The 17,212-nt window shown below is 68.7% G+C and carries 13 protein-coding genes and 1 pseudogene; 9 read left to right on the forward strand and 5 right to left on the reverse strand.

Annotated features, from left to right (window positions below; all coding sequences use genetic code 11):
• Window positions 1-121: 121 nt before the first annotated feature.
• On the forward strand, window positions 122-868 hold the full coding sequence (locus tag MPPM_RS20240) for a response regulator transcription factor (RefSeq protein WP_096486592.1): 747 nt from the start codon (window positions 122-124) through the stop codon (window positions 866-868).
• The gene (locus MPPM_RS20245) at window positions 865-2,196 is read left to right on the forward strand and encodes an ATP-binding protein (RefSeq protein ID WP_096486593.1); all 1,332 of its coding nucleotides are present in this window, start codon (window positions 865-867) and stop codon (window positions 2,194-2,196) included. Before MPPM_RS20240 ends, MPPM_RS20245 begins: the two co-directional genes overlap by 4 nt.
• An 8-nt stretch (window positions 2,197-2,204) precedes the next feature.
• On the opposite strand, the gene MPPM_RS20250 is transcribed toward MPPM_RS20245, so the two are convergent.
• Window positions 2,205-2,900 (reverse strand): YoaK family protein, encoded by a 696-nt coding sequence (locus MPPM_RS20250; protein ID WP_096486594.1) that lies wholly within the window; start codon window positions 2,898-2,900, stop codon window positions 2,205-2,207.
• A 278-nt stretch (window positions 2,901-3,178) separates the two neighbouring features.
• On the opposite strand from MPPM_RS20250, the gene MPPM_RS20255 reads away from it, so the two are divergent.
• Window positions 3,179-3,442, forward strand: a complete 264-nt coding sequence (locus MPPM_RS20255) for a hypothetical protein (RefSeq protein ID WP_096486595.1) — start codon at window positions 3,179-3,181, stop codon at window positions 3,440-3,442.
• A gap of 223 nt (window positions 3,443-3,665) precedes the next feature.
• Here MPPM_RS20255 and MPPM_RS20260 read toward each other — a convergent pair whose 3' ends face one another.
• A complete protein-coding gene (locus MPPM_RS20260) occupies window positions 3,666-3,893 on the reverse strand; it encodes a hypothetical protein (protein WP_096486596.1) in 228 nt (75 codons plus the stop codon).
• Between the two features lie 156 nt (window positions 3,894-4,049).
• Here MPPM_RS20260 and MPPM_RS20265 point away from each other — a divergent pair, with 156 nt between their 5' ends.
• The 6 genes from MPPM_RS20265 (at window position 4,050) to MPPM_RS20290 (ending at window position 11,088) form a co-directional block, all read left to right on the forward strand.
• Window positions 4,050-4,424 carry a hypothetical protein gene (locus MPPM_RS20265; protein WP_096486597.1) on the forward strand — a complete coding sequence of 125 codons (375 nt, stop codon included), beginning with the start codon at window positions 4,050-4,052 and terminating at the stop codon, window positions 4,422-4,424.
• Between the two features lie 124 nt (window positions 4,425-4,548).
• On the forward strand, window positions 4,549-5,916 hold the full coding sequence (locus tag MPPM_RS20270; protein WP_096486598.1) for an efflux RND transporter periplasmic adaptor subunit: 1,368 nt from the start codon (window positions 4,549-4,551) through the stop codon (window positions 5,914-5,916).
• Window positions 5,917-5,926: 10 nt separating this feature from the next.
• Window positions 5,927-9,175, forward strand: a complete 3,249-nt coding sequence (locus MPPM_RS20275; protein ID WP_096486599.1) for an efflux RND transporter permease subunit — start codon at window positions 5,927-5,929, stop codon at window positions 9,173-9,175.
• A 5-nt stretch (window positions 9,176-9,180) separates the two neighbouring features.
• On the forward strand, window positions 9,181-9,534 hold the full coding sequence (locus MPPM_RS20280) for a hypothetical protein (RefSeq protein WP_003596841.1): 354 nt from the start codon (window positions 9,181-9,183) through the stop codon (window positions 9,532-9,534).
• A gap of 27 nt (window positions 9,535-9,561) precedes the next feature.
• A complete protein-coding gene (locus tag MPPM_RS20285; RefSeq protein ID WP_003596842.1) occupies window positions 9,562-10,104 on the forward strand; it encodes a hypothetical protein in 543 nt (180 codons plus the stop codon).
• A 42-nt stretch (window positions 10,105-10,146) separates the two neighbouring features.
• The gene (locus MPPM_RS20290; protein ID WP_003596846.1) at window positions 10,147-11,088 is read left to right on the forward strand and encodes a cation diffusion facilitator family transporter; all 942 of its coding nucleotides are present in this window, start codon (window positions 10,147-10,149) and stop codon (window positions 11,086-11,088) included.
• A 249-nt stretch (window positions 11,089-11,337) separates the two neighbouring features.
• Here MPPM_RS20290 and MPPM_RS20295 read toward each other — a convergent pair whose 3' ends face one another.
• The 3 genes and pseudogenes from MPPM_RS20295 to MPPM_RS20305 form a co-directional block, all read right to left on the reverse strand.
• Window positions 11,338-11,703, reverse strand: coding sequence for a hypothetical protein (locus tag MPPM_RS20295; protein ID WP_003596849.1), 366 nt, complete (start codon window positions 11,701-11,703; stop codon window positions 11,338-11,340).
• A 32-nt stretch (window positions 11,704-11,735) separates the two neighbouring features.
• The gene (locus tag MPPM_RS20300; protein WP_096486600.1) at window positions 11,736-14,963 is read right to left on the reverse strand and encodes an efflux RND transporter permease subunit; all 3,228 of its coding nucleotides are present in this window, start codon (window positions 14,961-14,963) and stop codon (window positions 11,736-11,738) included.
• Between the two features lie 12 nt (window positions 14,964-14,975).
• A pseudogene (locus tag MPPM_RS20305) lies at window positions 14,976-16,703 on the reverse strand (efflux RND transporter periplasmic adaptor subunit).
• Window positions 16,704-17,212 lie beyond the last annotated feature (509 nt).

Raw genomic sequence — 17,212 nt, forward strand, 5'->3', positions numbered from 1 at the left:
TTACAAAGAACTTTCATTGACGTTCGTGGCCCACTCGATGAGGGTCCCCTGATGCGTTATCTGAATCTGGCGGAGGCTTTGTTCGCAATGGACCCCGCGGCGATGGGTGAAACGGTGACTGATGGAACGCGATGACAGGCCGGGAGCGGGCTCCGCTCAGGAGCACATCCTCCTGATCGAAGACGACGACGGTATGCGGGTGTTGGTCACGCGACTCCTGAGGGAGAGCGGCTACCGCGTCACCGGTTGCCGCAGCGGCGCCGAGATGTGGTCGCTTCTGCCCGGGAAGCCGGTCGATCTCGTCCTGCTCGACGTGATGCTGCCCGGCGCATCCGGCTTCGATCTACTGCGGGCGCTGCGCAGCAAGGGCACCGTGCCGGTCATCATGCTCTCCGCCCGCAACGAGGAGGCGGACCGGGTACTCGGAATCGAACTCGGAGCCGACGACTACGTCGCCAAGCCGTTCGGCCGGCCGGAACTCCTGGCCCGCATCCGCGCGGTGCTGCGTCGAACCGCCGTCGCGCCGACCGCCACCGCGGCGGAGAGAGCACAGGTTCTGACCTTCGCCGGCTGGCGGCTCGATTTGCGCAGCCGGCAGCTGACCGATCCCGAGGGGGCTGCCGTAGACCTCTCGGGGGCCGAGCACGACCTACTCATGGTGTTCCTAGAGCATCCGGGGCGCGTGCTTGGCCGCGAGCAGATCCTGGAGATGAGCCGCGGACGGCTCGCCGCCCCGTCCGACCGCAGCGTGGACACGCTGGTCAGCCGCCTCAGGCGCAAGCTCGAACCGCCCGAGGGCACGCTCCCCGTGATCAAGACGGTTCGCGGCTCCGGCTACATGATGGCCGCCAAGGTCGAGCGGGCATGAAATTCCTGGTCGATCTTGCCCGCAGCCTGGAGGGGCGCACCGTCGCCGTGCTGTTGCTGGCGGTACTCGTGGTCCACGGGGGCGCGTTGTTGCTGTACCGTCAGTCGGCGGCGGCCGCGGCCGACGAGGCGTTCGCGAACGAAGTGGCGCGACAGCTCGTCTTGGCGCGGGAAGCGGTACTGCGGCGACCGCCGGGGGAGCGCGGCATCGAGGCAAAAGCCCTCTCGTCGGGTCATTTCGAGATAGGCTGGGAGCGGGGGGAATCCGCCGAGACCGGCAAGACAGACCCCGCCTTGCGCGATCTGCGCGAACGCGTCCTGGAGATCGAGCCCGTGCTCGGCCCAGATCTGGCGCTCGCCCTGGCGGCGCCGGACGAGCCGCTGCACCAACAGGACCTGCGCGGCGCCTTCCCGCTGCCGGACGGCAGTTTCCTGACCTTCCGGTCCGCCCATTCGCCTCACTTGGTCCACCTTGCACCCTGGGCGTACCTCGCCACCGCGATGGCCATCCTGGTCGGCGTCGCCGCCGTCGTGCTGGTGCACCGGATCGCCGGCCCGCTCAGGGAACTGACGCACGCCACCGTCCGGATCGGGCACGGTACGGTCGTGTCCGTGCCTGAGGTCGGACCGGACGAGACGCGCGGGATCGGTCGGGCGCTGAACGCGATGCAAGGGCGCATCCACCGCCTCGTCGCGGAACGGACGCAGGCTTTGGCGGCGGTCTCGCACGATCTGCGCACGCCGATCGCCCGGCTCCGTCTTCGCCTGGACAAGGTCGATGACCTTGCGGACCGCCGTGCCATGGCTGCCGACCTCGACGACATGCAGGCCATGATCGACGCGACGCTGTCGTACCTGCGTGGCGAAGCCGACCCGGAAGCACGGCAGGTCGTCAACGTGGCGAGCGTGCTGATGAGCGTCGCCGACGCCTCCGCGGACGCGGGCCGCGAGGTGGGCTACGACGGCCCCGGCCGGGCGCTGGCGTCGGTACGTCCCGTTGCCTTCCGCCGCGCGGTCGAGAACCTTGTCGACAACGGTGTGCGCTACGGGACCCGGGTTCGGGTCGGCATCGAGATCGAAGAGGCGACCCTGGTGGTGCGCATCGACGACGACGGCCCCGGCATCGCGCCGGAGGACGTCGCCCGGGCCTTCCAGCCCTTCACCAGGCTGGAGGGGTCGCGCAACCGCAACACGGGCGGGACGGGTCTCGGACTGACCATCGCCCAGCGCGCGGTCGAGGCGGACGGCGGCACGCTCGTCCTGTCGAACCGGCCGGAGGGCAGCCTGCGGGCCGAGATCCGCCTGCCGAGGGCGAAGGGACGCGGCTGAGACGCGGCCTACCGGGCGGTCGCCGGTGCGTCGGGGTGCGCGTCCGGCTGCGCCGACCGCTCGTTCGAGACATAGCCGCTCCCAGGCAGTGCCACCGTGAGGATGATGCCTGCGACAGCCAGCGACGCGGACAGGGCCGCCGGAACGAGGAAGGCATCGGGACCAAGGGCCTTCTGGATGAAGCCGCCGGCGACCGCGCCAAGCGTCAGGCCCGCCCAGAGCGGTGCCTGGAGCCAGAACGACGGCGCGGGCTTGTGCAGGACCATGTTCGCCAGACCGGTCCCGAAACGTACGACGGTTCCGGTGACGTAGGTCAGGGCGAGGCTCCGCCCGGCCTCATCCTGCAGCGTCGCATTCAGCATGCCGAGGGCGAGGACGACGGGGTAGGCATGAAGGGGAAACGCATCGGGGGCCTCCGGCAGCAGGTTGCCGATGGACAGCAGGACGGCCTGCGCGCCGAGCAGGACCGAAAGACGCCACCGCCCGGCCCAGGCCGCGACGAGGGTGCCGACGAACGCGCCGAGGCAGAACAGCGCGATGGTGCTGCCGAACCTGGTGACGCCCGACCAATCGAAGGAACTGGCCGCGACGCCGAACCGGGTCGTGTTCCCACTCATGAACGACATGAACAGTTGAGAGTGTTCCAGGAAGCCTATCGAGTCGGCCGAACCCGCCAGGAATGCCAGCGCGACGGCCAGGGGCACGCGGGTCTCGGGTCTCGACGGGAAAGATCTGTCCACTTGGCCACCTGTCGCTGCCGCGTCGGATCTCGCCGGGGTCGCGTTCGACCCGGCGTCCGGTCCTGCGGGGAGCCGGTAGGGATACGTCGACCCCATGGCCGAGGCTTTGCTCGACCTTGACGAAGTGTGTCGGCACGCGCGCCTGACACACTTCGTCACGAACGCGGCGAACGGCAGTCAAACGGGTCGGCTATCTCCACTCCTCAAGCGGCCGATGTGGCCGATGGAACGGAGACAGATCGATGAAGCCTACGCTTGCCGCCGTTTTCGCCGCCGCGATGCTGGCCGGAGCGGCGACGCCCGCCCTTGCGGTCGACGGGCACGGCAACGCCTCCAACCCGGAGCGCAGCGTCCCGAACTCGGGCGACGTCTCCGGCGGACCCGCCCACCGTGACGATCCGCGGGTGCGGGAGGCGCAGGAGAAAGGCCCGGACGGCAAGCCCGCGCATCGTGAAGGCGACGGCCACGCACATGGGCACAGCCAGGACAAGCCCGGCAAGAAGTAAGCTTCCAACAAGGTGACACGATGAGCGGGAGATGCGCGATGCGGTTGCTGCCCCTGCTCGTCGTCTTCGCGCTCCTGGCCGTAAGCCTCGGCTATGCGCTTGCGGCGTCCCCTTGCATGGATAACAGTTCACGGTGCGGGACCGCCCCCTCACGCATCGTGGAAACGCCCGCCTCGACGAAAGTCGGGGCGGGCGCCCACCATGATCCGTCCTTACGAGACCTTCAGTCGTCGAAGTCGTGGTGATGGCGGCGCTCAAAGCCGTGGCGGTCCTCGTCCCGGTAGTCGTGATGACGGCGACGAACCTCCACGTGATCGTGGTCGCCGTGATGGTGACGACGCACCTCCTCGTGATGGTGGGGAGGTGGTCCGTAGCCGTAATATTGGGCCGACGCGGCCACGGGCGCCGACGCGGCGGCGACAGTCATGAGGGCGATCAAGAGACTTTTCATGGTCGGATGTCCCTTTTCTGATCGCACGAGGGTCCACCGACGACTTTGAACAGGGCGTGAAGCAACCGTTGTGGCATTCTCCGGCCAGGGATGCCTTCACCACGAGAGGCGGCCGCGGCTTGCGACACAGCCTCTGAATCGCAGATAAGGACGGTGATGAGTTCAGTGTGGCGCCATATGGCCTTCGAGGCGATGAGGGGGTGGTGGGCAACCGCCGCGCTCGCGCTCGTCCTGGCGCTGGCCATCGCGATGCCGACCACCGGGCTCACGGACGACCTTACCTGTCACCGGAGCCATCAAGGCCATGACAGGAGCGAACTCTCGTTCGTCTCGGATACGGCACCCGGCCTGGATCAAGCCTCCGACCACGGGCCGGCCGACCATGTTCATTGCGGCTGCCATGTCGCCTTGAGCACGACCGTTGCCGGTGATGCCCCGCTCCCCGATGGAGCGCGACCCCTCTACGCCAGATTGTCCGAGAAGATGCCCTCGGTCTCTCCCGACCGGCTGCCACGACCGCCCCGCGCCTGAGGTGACGCCGCGAAGGCGGCGCGTCACGAACCCGGGTCCGACCGACCCGGGCCGTCCCCTCACGTCTCCGACCGCGACCGTCCGGCATGTCGTCATCGGCTCCCGGCACGCCCGAGCAGGCATCATGCGCATCATCCTGACCGCCCTCATCCTGGCCGTCGGCGTCCTCGTGGGCGCTGCGGTTCCCGCCGTCTCCGGCTTCGTCCAGGGGCTGTTGATATCGGCCGGCTTGCCGCCGACCGTCTCCACCCTCGCCAGCGGCCCCACCGCCGCCAAATCCGCCGAGTCTCCCCCCGGCGAGGCGGGCCACGCCGCGGGCGACGGACACGGTCACGGCAAGCCGACCACCAAGCCCACGGGCCAGCAGACCCAGGGCGAGCACGAGCATTCCGAGGCCGAAGGCGAGGAAGGTCATGTCAAGATGACCGCTGAGCAGATCGAGAACCAGGACATCAAGGTGGCCAAAGCCGAGGGTGCCATGCTGTCGCGCCATATCCTGGTGCCCGGCACGATCACGCCCGACACCGACCGGATCGCGCGCGTCCCGGCCCGGGTCGTCGGCACCGTCGCCGAGATGCGAAAACGCCTGGGCGATGCCGTCAAGAAGGACGAGGTCGTCGCCGTCCTCGACAGCCGCGAGGTCGCGGACGCCAAGAGCGAGTACCTGACCGCCTCGGTGAAGGCCGACCTGGAGAAGACCAACTTCGACCGGCAGCAGGCGCTTTGGGACAAGCGAATCTCGGCCGAGAGCGCCTTCCTGAACGCCAAGGCCGTCTATTCCGAGGCGACGCTGCGCCAGGATCTGGCACGGCAGAAGCTGTCGGCGCTGGGGCTCGACGCGACGGCGGTGGCCAAGCTGGCCAAGCGCGACGAGACCACTCCGAACCTGTCGAGCCTGCGCCAGTACGAACTGCGCTCGCCGATGTCGGGGCGCATCGTCGAGCGAAAGGTCGACGTCGGCACCGCGGTGGGCAAGGAAGGCGACCCCTCCGACCTCTACACCGTCGCCGACCTTTCGACGGTGTGGATCGAACTTGCCGTTCCGACCTCGGAACTCGCCAAGGTCAAGGAAGGCGCGTCCGTCACGGTCGCGCCGGGCCAGGAGGGCGGCGTGCAGCACGAGAAGGGCAAGGTCGTCTTCGTCAGTCCTTTCCTCACCGCCGACACGCGTGCCGCCAAGGTCATCGTCGCCCTGCCGAACAAGGACATGGCCTGGCGTCCGGGCACCTACGTCACCGCCGAGGTCGAGATCTCGCGGGATACCGTTCCGGTGAGCGTGCCCAAGGCGGCCCTCCAGACCGTCGAGGGCAAGCGCGTCGTCTTCGTCCGCACGGACGAGGGCTTCGAGAAGCGCGAGGTCGAACTCGGGCGCTCCGACGACGACGCCTACGAGGTCGCCTCGGGTCTCAAGCCCGGCGAGACCATCGCCGTCGAGAACACCTTCCTCCTCAAGGCCGAGCTCGGAAAGAGCGAAGCCGACCACGCGCATTGAGGGACGGGACATGATTTCGAAGATCCTCGACTTCTCTGTCCACCAGCGCTGGCTCGTGCTGCTGCTGTCGCTGTTGGCGGCTGGATTCGGTGGCTATGCCGTGACCAAGCTGCCTATCGACGCCGTCCCGGACATCACCAACAACCAGGTCCAGATCAACACGACCGCGCCCTCGCTCTCGCCCGTCGACATCGAGAAGCAGGTCACCTACCCGGTCGAGACCGCGCTCGCGGGCATCAAGGGGCTGGAATACACCCGCTCGCTCTCGCGCAACGGCTTCTCGCAGGTCACCGCCGTCTTCGCCGAGAAGCTCGACATCTACTTCGCGCGCCAGCAGGTCGCCGAACGCCTCTCGCAGGTGAAGCAGGACCTGCCGCCCGGCGCGGAGCCCGCCATGGGCCCGATCTCGACCGGCCTGGGCGAGATATACATGTGGTCGATCCATTACGCGAAGCCGGGCGAGCGCAAGGTCTCGGCCGCGGGCAAGCCCGGTTGGCAGCCGGACGGCAGCTACCTGTCGCCGGAAGGTCAGAGCCTCAGGACGGAACTGGAGCAGACCGCCTACCTGCGCACGGTCCAGGACTGGATCATCCGCCCCCAGATCAAGACGGTCCCGGGGGTCGCCGGCATCGACGGCATCGGCGGCTTCGAGAAGCAGTACCACGTCCAGCCGGACCCAACGAAGCTCGCCGCCCGCGACCTGTCCTTCGGTGACGTCGCCCGCGCCCTGGAGACGAACAACGCCAACCAGGGCGCCCGCTACCTGGAGGACAACGGCGAGGGCTACGTCGTTCGCGCCGCCGGGCGCCTGGAGAGCATGGACGAGATCGGCGACGTGGTCGTCGCCACCCGTGCCGGCGTCCCGGTGCGCATCCGGGACATCGCCGAGGTCCGCATCGGAAAGGACTTGCGCACCGGCTCCGGCAGCGAGAACGGCCAGGAGGTCGTGATCGGCACGGCCCTGATGTTGATCGGCGACAACAGCCGTAAGGTCGCCGCCGCGGTCGACGCACGCATGGAGCAGATCCGCAAGTCGCTGCCGCCGGGGGTCGAGGTGCAGACCGTCCTCGACCGTACCCGCCTCGTCGAAGCCACCATCAAGACCGTGGCCAAGAACCTGTCCGAGGGCGCCGCCCTCGTCATCGTCATCCTGTTCCTGCTGCTCGGCAACATCCGCGCGGCCATCATCACGGCGCTCGTCATCCCGGTCGCCATGCTGATGACCATGACCGGGATGGTCGAGGCGAAGATCTCGGCCAACCTGATGAGCCTCGGCGCGCTCGACTTCGGCCTGATCGTCGACGGGGCGGTCATCATCACCGAGAACGCCCTGCGGCACCTCGCCGAGAAGCAGCACGAACTCGGGCGGAGCCTCGACACCGAGGAGCGCCTGCAGACTGTGCGGGCCTCGGCCGAGGAGATGATCAAGCCCTCCCTCTACGGGCAGGCCATCATCATCCTGGTCTACGTCCCGCTCCTGACCTTCACCGGGGTGGAGGGCAAGATGTTCGAGCCGATGGCGCTGACAGTCATCATCGCGCTCGTGGCCGCCTTCGTCCTCTCGCTGACTTTCGTGCCCGCCCTGATTTCCATCGTCATCACCGGCAAGGTCACCGAGGAAGACAACTTCATCATCCGTGCGTTCAAGGCAGCCTACCGCCCGGTGCTGGCCGCTGCGGTCCGCGCGCCCGTCACCTTCGTCGTCGGAGCGCTCCTGCTCCTCGTCGGTGCGGGAATCCTCTCCACACGCCTGGGCACCGAGTTCATCCCGCAGCTCGACGAGAAAAGCATCGCGCTCAACGCCACACGCATCCCCTCGACCTCGCTGACCCAGTCCCAAGCGATGCAGCTGAAGGTCGAGCAGGCCGTGTCAAAATTCCCGCAGGTTGCCTACGTCTTCTCGAAAACCGGCACGGCGGAGGTCGCATCGGACCCGATGCCGCCGAACTCGTCGGACACTTTCGTCATCCTGAAGCCTCAGGAGGAATGGCCCGACCCGAGCCTGTCCAAGGCGGACCTGCAGGAGCAGATCGAGAAGGCGGTCGGCGAACTCGCCGGCAACGTCTACGAGTTCTCCCAGCCGATCCAGCTGCGTTTCAACGAGCTCTTGGCCGGCACCCGCGGCGACCTCGCCGTGAAGGTGTTCGGCGAGGAGTTCGAGCCGATGCTCAAGGCGGCCAATCAGGTCGCCCAGGTGCTGCGCGGCATCACCGGGGCCGAGGACGTCAAGGTCGAGCAGACCGCCGGCCTGCCGTTCCTGGAAATCAAGATCAACAAGGCCGAGGCCGCCCGCTACGGGCTCAGCGTCGGCGCCATCCAGGAGGTCATCGGCGCGGCCATCGGCGGCAAGGATGCGGGCGTGGTGTTCGAGGGCGACCGGCGCTTCCCCATCGTCGTGCGCCTGAACGACAAGGTGCGCGAGGACCGCGAGGCATTGGAGAACATCCCGGTGCCGCTTCCTCCGGGGCTGAACGGACGGGCGAGTTCGGTCCTGCTCAAGCAGGTGGCGTCGTTCTCGGTGACCGAGGGGCCGAACCAGATCTCGCGCGAGAACGGCAAGCGTCGGGTCGTGGTGACGGCCAACGTGCGCGGCCGCGACATCGGCTCGCTGGTGGCGGAGGCGCAAGGAAAGGTCGCCGCACAGGTCCAGCTTCCGTCCGGTTACTACGTCACCTGGGGTGGCCAGTTCGAGAACCTCGCCTCCGCCAAGCAACGTCTCATGATCGTGGTGCCGGTCTGCTTCTTCCTCATCTTCCTGCTGCTCTACTCGGCGCTGGGCTCGCCCCGGGACGCCCTGCTGGTGTTCAGCGCGGTGCCCCTGGCCCTGACCGGCGGCATCGCGGCGCTGTGGCTGCGGGGCATGCCCATCTCGGTGCCGGCGGCGGTCGGGTTCATCGCGCTCTCGGGCGTGGCGGTGCTGAACGGCCTCGTGATGCTGACCTTCATCAAGCAACTCGTCGCCGAGGGACGGCCCAAGCGCGAGGCCATCCTCGAAGGCGCCATGATCCGGCTGCGGCCGGTGGCGATGACGGCGCTCGTCGCCTCGCTCGGCTTCGTGCCGATGGCCATCGCCACGGAAACCGGCGCCGAGATCCAGCGGCCGCTCGCGACCGTGGTCATCGGTGGCCTGATCAGCGCCACCTTGCTGACCTTGGTCGTCCTGCCGGCCCTGTACGCGCGCTTCGGCAGGGTCGAGACCACGGCAGCGGCTGAGCGCCCGGCGCCGTCGGTTCCTCGCCAACTCAAGGCGGCGGAGTAGCCCCGATGGGAAGGGTCCGGTCGGGCATGCTCGTGTGGTTCGGCTTGACCATGGCCGTTCAGGCCGAGCCGACCAAGATCGTCGGCATCGGTGCCGCCTCCTGTGCCCGGTTCGGCGCGGATGCCGCGGCGCAGCCGGCCATGGAGCGCGACTACTTCGCCTGGGCGCAGGGATTCATGAGCGGCGCGCTGATCCGGGCGCCGGACGGGGTCGACGAGGGCTTGGACCTCGCGCCGCCCTCCATGCCCTTGGCCGCCCAGGCGGACTTCCTACGGACGTTCTGCGCGGCCAATCCGGCCACCGATTACTCGGACGCGGTTCGTGCCCTCTACCACCGACTGCGTGGACCCGCGTCCTAGGAACCGGGTCCGACGGGAGACCGAGCGATGAGGTGGCACCTGCGCGTCCTTCACGCGGCCGCATTCGCGGTCGTCCCGGCCCTCGCCGCCGATGCGGGCGAGGCGCCGTTCGGCCTTGCGTGGGGACCGCTCTCCGAAGTGCCCCGTCCGCTGAAGGTCGACCGCGAGGCGAACTTGACGGCCCTGTACTACCCGCAGGGTTGGCGGCCAGCCACGGGACCCGGGACGGCCGAGGTCATCCTGGTGATCTGCCGGACCGAGGGGCTGCAGCAGGTGGTCTGGGTCGGCGTGCCACTCTCCGGCGACGACCTCGCGAAAGCGCGTCGGGCCATCCACGACGAAGGCGTTCGCCGCTACGGCGAACCCGAGCCGGGACCGACGGCGGATGCGGAACTCTGGCCCGGTGGGCAGGCGCTGCTGGCCAGCCGCGAAACCGCGGACGGACGGCGCGAACTCGTCATGACGACGTTCGGCCCCGGATACCAGGCCTGTTCCGGGACGCACCACGTCGAGGCCGGGCATCCGGCTGGCGCACACGTGGCCGACCTGATCGGCGGAATCGCGCCCTGAAACCCGCGGTCGGACACATCATCGCAAACCTGGGATCGGCATATGGGACACGGACACGCACACGGCGGCGGCCATGGGCATTCGCACGGCGGCGGCATTCCCTCGGGCTCGGCTGCGGCCCGCAACAAGGGACGCCTCGCCTGGGCGCTCGGGCTGACCTTGACCTACATGTTCGCCGAGGTCGTCGGCGGCCTGCTCACCGGCAGCCTCGCGCTCCTGGCGGATGCCGCGCACATGGTCACGGACGCCGGCGGCCTCGCCCTGGCGTTGCTCGCCATTCACTACGCGGCCAAGGCGCCGACGGCGGGCAAGAGCTTCGGGTATATGCGCTTCGAGATCCTCGCGGCGCTCGCCAACGCCGTCGTGCTGCTCGGGGTCACCGCCTACATCCTCTACGAGGCCTATCGGCGCTTCGTGGAGCCGACCGAGATCCTCGGCTGGCCGATGATGCTGGTGGCGCTGGTTGGGCTGGGCGTGAACCTCGCCAGCATGAAGCTGCTGTCGGGCGGCTCGTCCGAGAGCCTCAACGTGAAGGGCGCCTACTTCGAAGTCTTTTCGGACATGCTGGGCTCGGTCGGCGTCATCCTCGCGGCCCTCGTTGTGATGGGCACGGGCTGGACCTGGGTCGATCCTCTCATCGGCGCCGGCATAGGCCTGTTCATCGTACCCCGGACCTGGCGACTGCTGAGCGAAGCCCTTCACATCCTGTTGGAGGGCACGCCTCCCGGCGTGGACCTCGCCGCCCTGAAGACCGAGATCGAGGCGATGCCGGGGGTGCGCCGCGCCTACGACCTGCATGCCTGGACGTTGACGTCGGGCTTCGACGCGATGAGCGGGCACGTGGTGGTCGACGACGTCGCCGGCGGGCCGGCGGTGATCCGTGCCGTGCGGGGCCTAATGAAGGAGCGGCACGGCATCGAGCACGTCACCGTCCAGGTCGAGGACGAGGCACTCTCCGCGGAGTTCCCGCACCTTCCCGTCTGAGGCGGCGCGGCCATGGTAGGCAAGAAGCTGGCCCGGGAAATCGAGAGATGGGAGTCCAAGCCGCGCGGCAGGCGTCGTGCCCGTCCGCACGTCAGAAGGCGGGCGGGACGCGACCTCGTCAAGGTGCTGGCGGTGTGCTTCCTGCTCCTGGGCTTCCTGGTGCTCCTGGGCCATTTGTCCTGACCCGGAGGTAGCCGGGCCGAGGCGGCCTGCGCGGAAGGAACCGCACGGGCCGCCCCACCGACGGCCCTACTGCTTCTCGAACCGCGCCTGGATGTTGTGCCCGTGCATCTTCGCGGACAGCACGACCTTCGCTCCCGCCGCCAGCGGGGCCTTAAGGTCGGCCATGAGCTTGTTCGGCGCCCCCGGCTTCAGGGTCAGCGTCTCCGTCTTGCCTCCGACCTGCACGAATGCCTTGGCCGAGAGGCCGGCGGTCTCGACCGGCTTGCCGTCCTCACCGGTCACGAAGAAGGTGATGCCGGTCTCGGTCGCGACGAACTCGACGGGATGTCCATCGGCGACCGTCGTCTGGCCGCCGTTCGGGCCGGCGGCGAGGCAGGGCGACGCGAGGGCGATGGCGACGGCAACGACGGCGAGGCGGAAGGGGGAGCGCATGACGATGTCCTTTCTCGGGGGTCGGGAAGGTCTCAGAACGCCTCGACGGGCGAACTTCTCGGTGCCTCGGGTGAAGCCTCGGGGCGGTGACGGGCCTCGTCCCGCAGCCGCTCCAGGGGCTTGCGGCCGAAGGTCAGGAACAGCACCGGGGTCAGCACGGTGTCGAGCAGCGTCGCACTGATCAGGCCGCCGAAGATCGTCACCGCCACGGGGTGCAGGATCTCCTTGCCCGGCGCGTCGGCGCCGATCATCAGCGGCACCAGGGCGACGCCCGCCGAGAGCGCCGTCATCAGGACCGGCGCCAGCCGCTCCAAGCTGCCGCGGATGACGAGGTCGCGCCCGAACGGCATGCCCTCGTGGATGGCAAGGTTCAGGTAGTGGCTGATCTTGAGGATGCCGTTGCGGGTGGCGATGCCGGTCAGCGTGATGAAGCCGATCATCGAGGCGACCGAGAGTGGCTGCCCGGCTATCCAAAGGGCGGCCACCGAGCCGATCAGGGCGAGCGGGATGCTGCCTAGGATGATCAGCGTGAAGACGACCGAGCGGTAACGGGAGTAGAGCAGCGCGAAGACCAGGGCGAGGGAGAGCAGCGACAGCAGGCCGATGGTCCGGCTCGCCTCTGCCTGGGCCTGGAAAGAGCCCTCCAGGCTCGTGGTGTACCCGTTGGGCAAGTTCGCCGCGGCGACCTTCTCCTGGATGGCCTGGACGATCTTTCCCATGTCGGAGCCGGGTTGGGTGTTGGCTTGCACGACGATGCGGCGCCGGGCGTTCTCGCGCAGGATCTGGTTCGGCCCGTCGGTCTCGCGGATGTCGGCGATCTGGCGGGCCGGCACCCAGCCGGACGGGGTCTCGATGAGGAGGTCGCCGAGGCGCTGGGTCGTGCGCATCGTGTCGGAGAGGCGCATCACCACGTCGAAGCGGCGGTAGCCGTCCACCACCCGCGAGACCACCTGCCCGTTCGACAGGCGGCTCAACTGCTCGACCAGGGCCGCGGGTTGGACGCCGTAGAGGGCCGCGCGGGCATAGTCGACGCGAATTTCCAACTGGGGGATGAGCACCTGCTTCTCGACCTGGAGGTCGGCGAGGCCGGGGATGTCCGAGAGCCGCGCCCTCGTGTCCTCGGCGAGCGCGCGCAGGGTGTCGAGATCCTCGCCGAAGATCTTGAGCGCGATCTCGGCGCGCACGCCCGAGAGCATGTGGTCGAGCCGGTGCGAGATCGGCTGGCCGACGTTGACGCTGACGGGCAGCACCGCGAGGCGCCCGCGGATATCGGTGACGAGTTCGGGCTTGGGTCGCGACCCCGGCTTCAGGTCGATCTCAAGGTCGGAGGAGTGGACGCCTTCCGCGTGCTCGTCGAGCTCGGCCCGGCCGGTGCGGCGACCGATGGACTTCACGTCCTGCATCTCCAGGAGCAGCCGTTCCGCCACCAGTCCGATCCGGTTGCTCTCGGCCAGCGAGATGCCGGGGTTGAAGGTCATGTTGACCGTGAACGAGCCCTCGTTGAACGGCGGCAGGAAGGTGCGTGGCAGGAAGGTCGCCGCGAGCCCGGCCGCCGCCACCGCCAGACCGGCGACCGCCATGACCGGCCGGCCATGCCCGAGCAGGCCGCGCAGCAGGGCGGCGTTCCCGCGCTTAAGCCACTTGAGGAATCGGCTGTCATGCTCCTCCAGTCGCTTGAGGCCCGGCAGCAGGTAGTAGGCCAGCACCGGCGTCAGGGTGATGGAGACGAGGAGGCTCGCCAGGATCGAGACGATGTAGGCCTGACCCAGCGGGGCGAAGAGCCGGCCCTCGATGCCCGACAGGGCGAAGAGCGGCACGAACACCAGCACGATCACCATAGTGGCGTAGACGATGCCGGAGCGCACCTCGTTCGAGGCCTCTACCACGACTGTGAAGACGCTTTTGGGGTTACCCGCTTTACGGTTCTCGCCGAGTCTCCGAAAAATGTTTTCGACGTCGACCACCGCGTCGTCGACGAGTTCGCCGATGGCGATGGCGAGGCCGCCAAGGGTCATCGTATTGATCGACAGCCCGGCGAGGTGGAACACGACCGCGGTCGCCAGGATCGAGACCGGGATCGCCGTGAGCGAGATCGCGGTGGTGCGCACGTTCAAGAGGAAGGCGAACAGCACCACCGCGACGACGACGACGGCCTCCATCAGCACCGTCTCGACGTTGCGGATCGAGGTCTCGATGAAGTTCGCCTGCCGGAAGATGAGCTGGTCGGCGCGCACGCCGCGAAAGGCGCAGGCCTCGCCGACGGGTTCGGCCACGGACGGACCCGTCCGATCCGAGCTGCCCTTGCCCGCGTCGGGGCCGCAGGCGTTCAGGCTGGCGGTGATCTCCGCGAGGGCCGCTTCGACCTCGCGGGTGAGCCGCACCGTGTCGACGCCCGGCTGCTTCTCGACCGAGACCACGACCGCGGGCGCGCCCATGTAACCGGCATCACCCCGCTTCACCCGGGCCGCGAAGGAGACCTCGGCCACCTGCCGCAGGTAGATCGGTCGGCCGTTGACGGTGGCGACGACCATGTTGCGCAGGTCGTCGAGGCTCATGCTCCGGCCGAGGTTCCGGATCAGGTACTCGCGGGCGTACTGGTCGGTGAAGCCGCCGCCGGTGTTGGTGCCGAACTGAGCCAGCGCCGTCTCCAGTTGGCCGTGGGTGACGCCGAGCGCCCGCAGGGCCGTCGGCTGGGGCGCGACGCGGAACTGGCGCACCTCGCCGCCCATCGGGATCACCTGGGCGACGCCGGGGATCGAGAGCAGGCGTGGTCGGATGGTGAAGTCGGCGAGTTCCCGCAATTGCATCGGCGAGACCGTGCCGCCGTTGAGGGCGACCATCACGATCTGGCCCATGATCGAGGAGACCGGACCCATCATCGGGTTGACGTTTGGGGGTAGTTGCGGGCGCACCATCGCGAGGCGCTCGGCGACCTGCTGGCGGTTGCGGTAGATGTCGGTGCCCCAGTCGAACTCGACGTAGATCACCGAGAGGCCGACGCCGGACACGGAACGCACCCGGGTCACGCCCGGCAGGCCGTTCATCTGCGTCTCGACCGGGAACGTGACGAGCTGCTCGACTTCCTGGGGGGCGAGTCCCTCGGCCTCGGTCATGATCGTCACCGTCGGCCGATTGAGGTCCGGGAATACGTCGACCGGAAGCTTGGTCGCGGTGAAGGCACCGTAGATGACGAGCACCGCGGCGAGCGCCAGTACGAGGAGGCGGTTGCGCAGGGATTGCGTGACGAGGAGCGTGAACACGGGTTGGCCTCCTCAGCGGACCTGGTTGAGGAGTTCGGCGCCTTGGGTCACGATCCGCTTGCCCGCGGCGAGCCCGGAGACGACCAGAACCTGCCCCGCATCGAGCGGCTCGACCCGCACCTCGCGGGGCTCGAAGCGCTCAGGCGCGGTGTGCTCGTAGACGATGCTTTGGCCGTTGCCGCCACGCACCACGCTCATGCGCGGAAGCGCCAACCCCTTCTGCTGTGCGTCGGTTGCGGCCAGCACGGTGACGAACTGCCCGGTCCGCAATTCCGACGGCGCGCCTTCGACGGCGAAGTGCATCGGCACGGCTTGGCTGCGGTCGGCGAGCCCTGCGCCCATGTAGGCGAGGCGCAGCATGCGACCGTCGGCAAGGCGGGCGGTGGCGTGCTGGCCGCCGGTGAGGGCGTCGAAGCTCAGCGCCTCGACCCAGAGGCGGGTCGGGTCGACGATCTGGAACACCTGCACGCCGGGGCTCGCCATCTGCCCGGCCACGGCGGTCGCCTCGGCGATCACGCCGTCGACCGGCGCCTTGAGTGCTTCGGGCTGCTGGCGGATTGTGTCGAGGGCGGCGCGGCGGTCGAGCAGACCCTTCAGCTCGGCCTGGGCGTCCTCCAGTTGCACCTGCGATACGGCGCCGCCCGGTGCGAGCTTGCGGTAACGTTCGACCCGTCGCTCGGTGACTGCGATCTGCTGGTCGAGTTCGCCCTGGCGTTGGCGCATGTCGGAGGCGTCGACCGCCTGCACCGGCGGCGTGACGTAGGCCAGCACCTCGCCCTTGCGCACCCGCGTGCCGAGCCGCGGGAAGGTCCCGGATTCCGGCGGCGAGAGCCGGCCGCCGACCGAGGACTGCACGACCCCGCTGGCACTCGGATCGGGCACGATGCGCCCCGGCAGCTCGACGGTGCGGCGCATGATGTCGGAGGATGTCACCACCGTGCGCACGGCCAGTACCCTCTGGGTGGGCTTGGGCACGAAGATCGACCCGTCCGGTTGACGTCGCGCCAAGTCCTGTCCCCCCGGCGCCGGGGCGGCCATGAGGGTGGTTTGCGATCCGGGGGCACTCCCGTGACCGTGCCCCTCGCCCGCGAAGGCGCGCGGCGCGAACGCGAGGGCGACGATGAGGGCGACGAGGGCAGTGGCCGGCAAGTAACGGCGCCCCTTCATCAGGAGCGTGACCGCGATGCCGAGAAGGAAGCCGGTGCCGCCGATGGCCAGCGGCAGCGGGTCGGCCTCCTTCAGGTGGCGCTGAAAGTCGTGGGCCGCGGCGAGGCCGGATGCCCACGCGGAGACACCCGCCTCAGACTTTGGCGGCGGTGCCTCCCGCACCGTCAACGTAACCGGAAACATGTCGGTTGAGCCTGCCGCGGTCACGGTGAAGAGCACCTCGTGCTCGCCGGGGTGCAGGCTCTAATGTGCATCGACCGCGTAGCTGCCGTCCGGCATGGGCGAGGCGGTGACGGAGCCGTCCGGCGTCTCGGCTCGGACGACGGCGTCCGTCACAGGCTCGTTGGTGCCCACACGGTCGAGGAACACGGCCAAGCGGCCGCTTCGGACGATGGCGACCAATTCGAGCGCGTCGGTGCTCGACGTACTGCGCGGCGCTGTAGCCGCCGCCGGAGCCTGCGCCTCGTTGCCGTGGTCGTGCCCCTCATGGGCGACGGCGAGCGTCGGCGCACCGGCCCAGAGGCCAAACGCCAGGAGAGCCGTCCGCAGGGCGGAGGCGTAGAGAACACGCATGGGATGATCGAGCCTTCGCGTAAAGGAGGCTGGCGGCTGTCGTTCACGGACAGCCGCTCAGGGCGCGCGTTGGAGCGCGGACCTCAGGCGAAGGTTCGAGGGGGTTCAGGAAGCGTCTCAGGAACCACGCTGTCGAACGTGACTTTGCGGACGCCAGCCAACGTTCGCTCGGGCTTCCAGGCAACCACGACGGTCAAGCAGTCCCAGCGCGCGAACGACGCTGGGCAGCAAAGGCCGCAAGGACCAGCCACCGACTCTTCGGCGCTTCGGTCGGCATGGCCCACCATGTCGTCAACCTGACCTGGCCCTCCAGTCACTTGGTACCCGACCGAGACGGACGTGTCGTGTCCGACGTGAAGCTCCCCCGCGTGCGAGTGTCCCGCACCCGCCACCGAAAAGGCGGCAAGCGACACGATCTGGAAGACCGTGAGCAACGAACGCCAAAAGGACCGGGTGGCCGACATGATACGGGGTGCATAGCACATCCACGCGGGCAGACCATGAGCTTT

Origin of the sequence: Methylorubrum populi (assembly GCF_002355515.1) — a bacterium.
GTDB classification, from domain to species: Bacteria; Pseudomonadota; Alphaproteobacteria; order Rhizobiales; family Beijerinckiaceae; genus Methylobacterium; species Methylobacterium populi_A.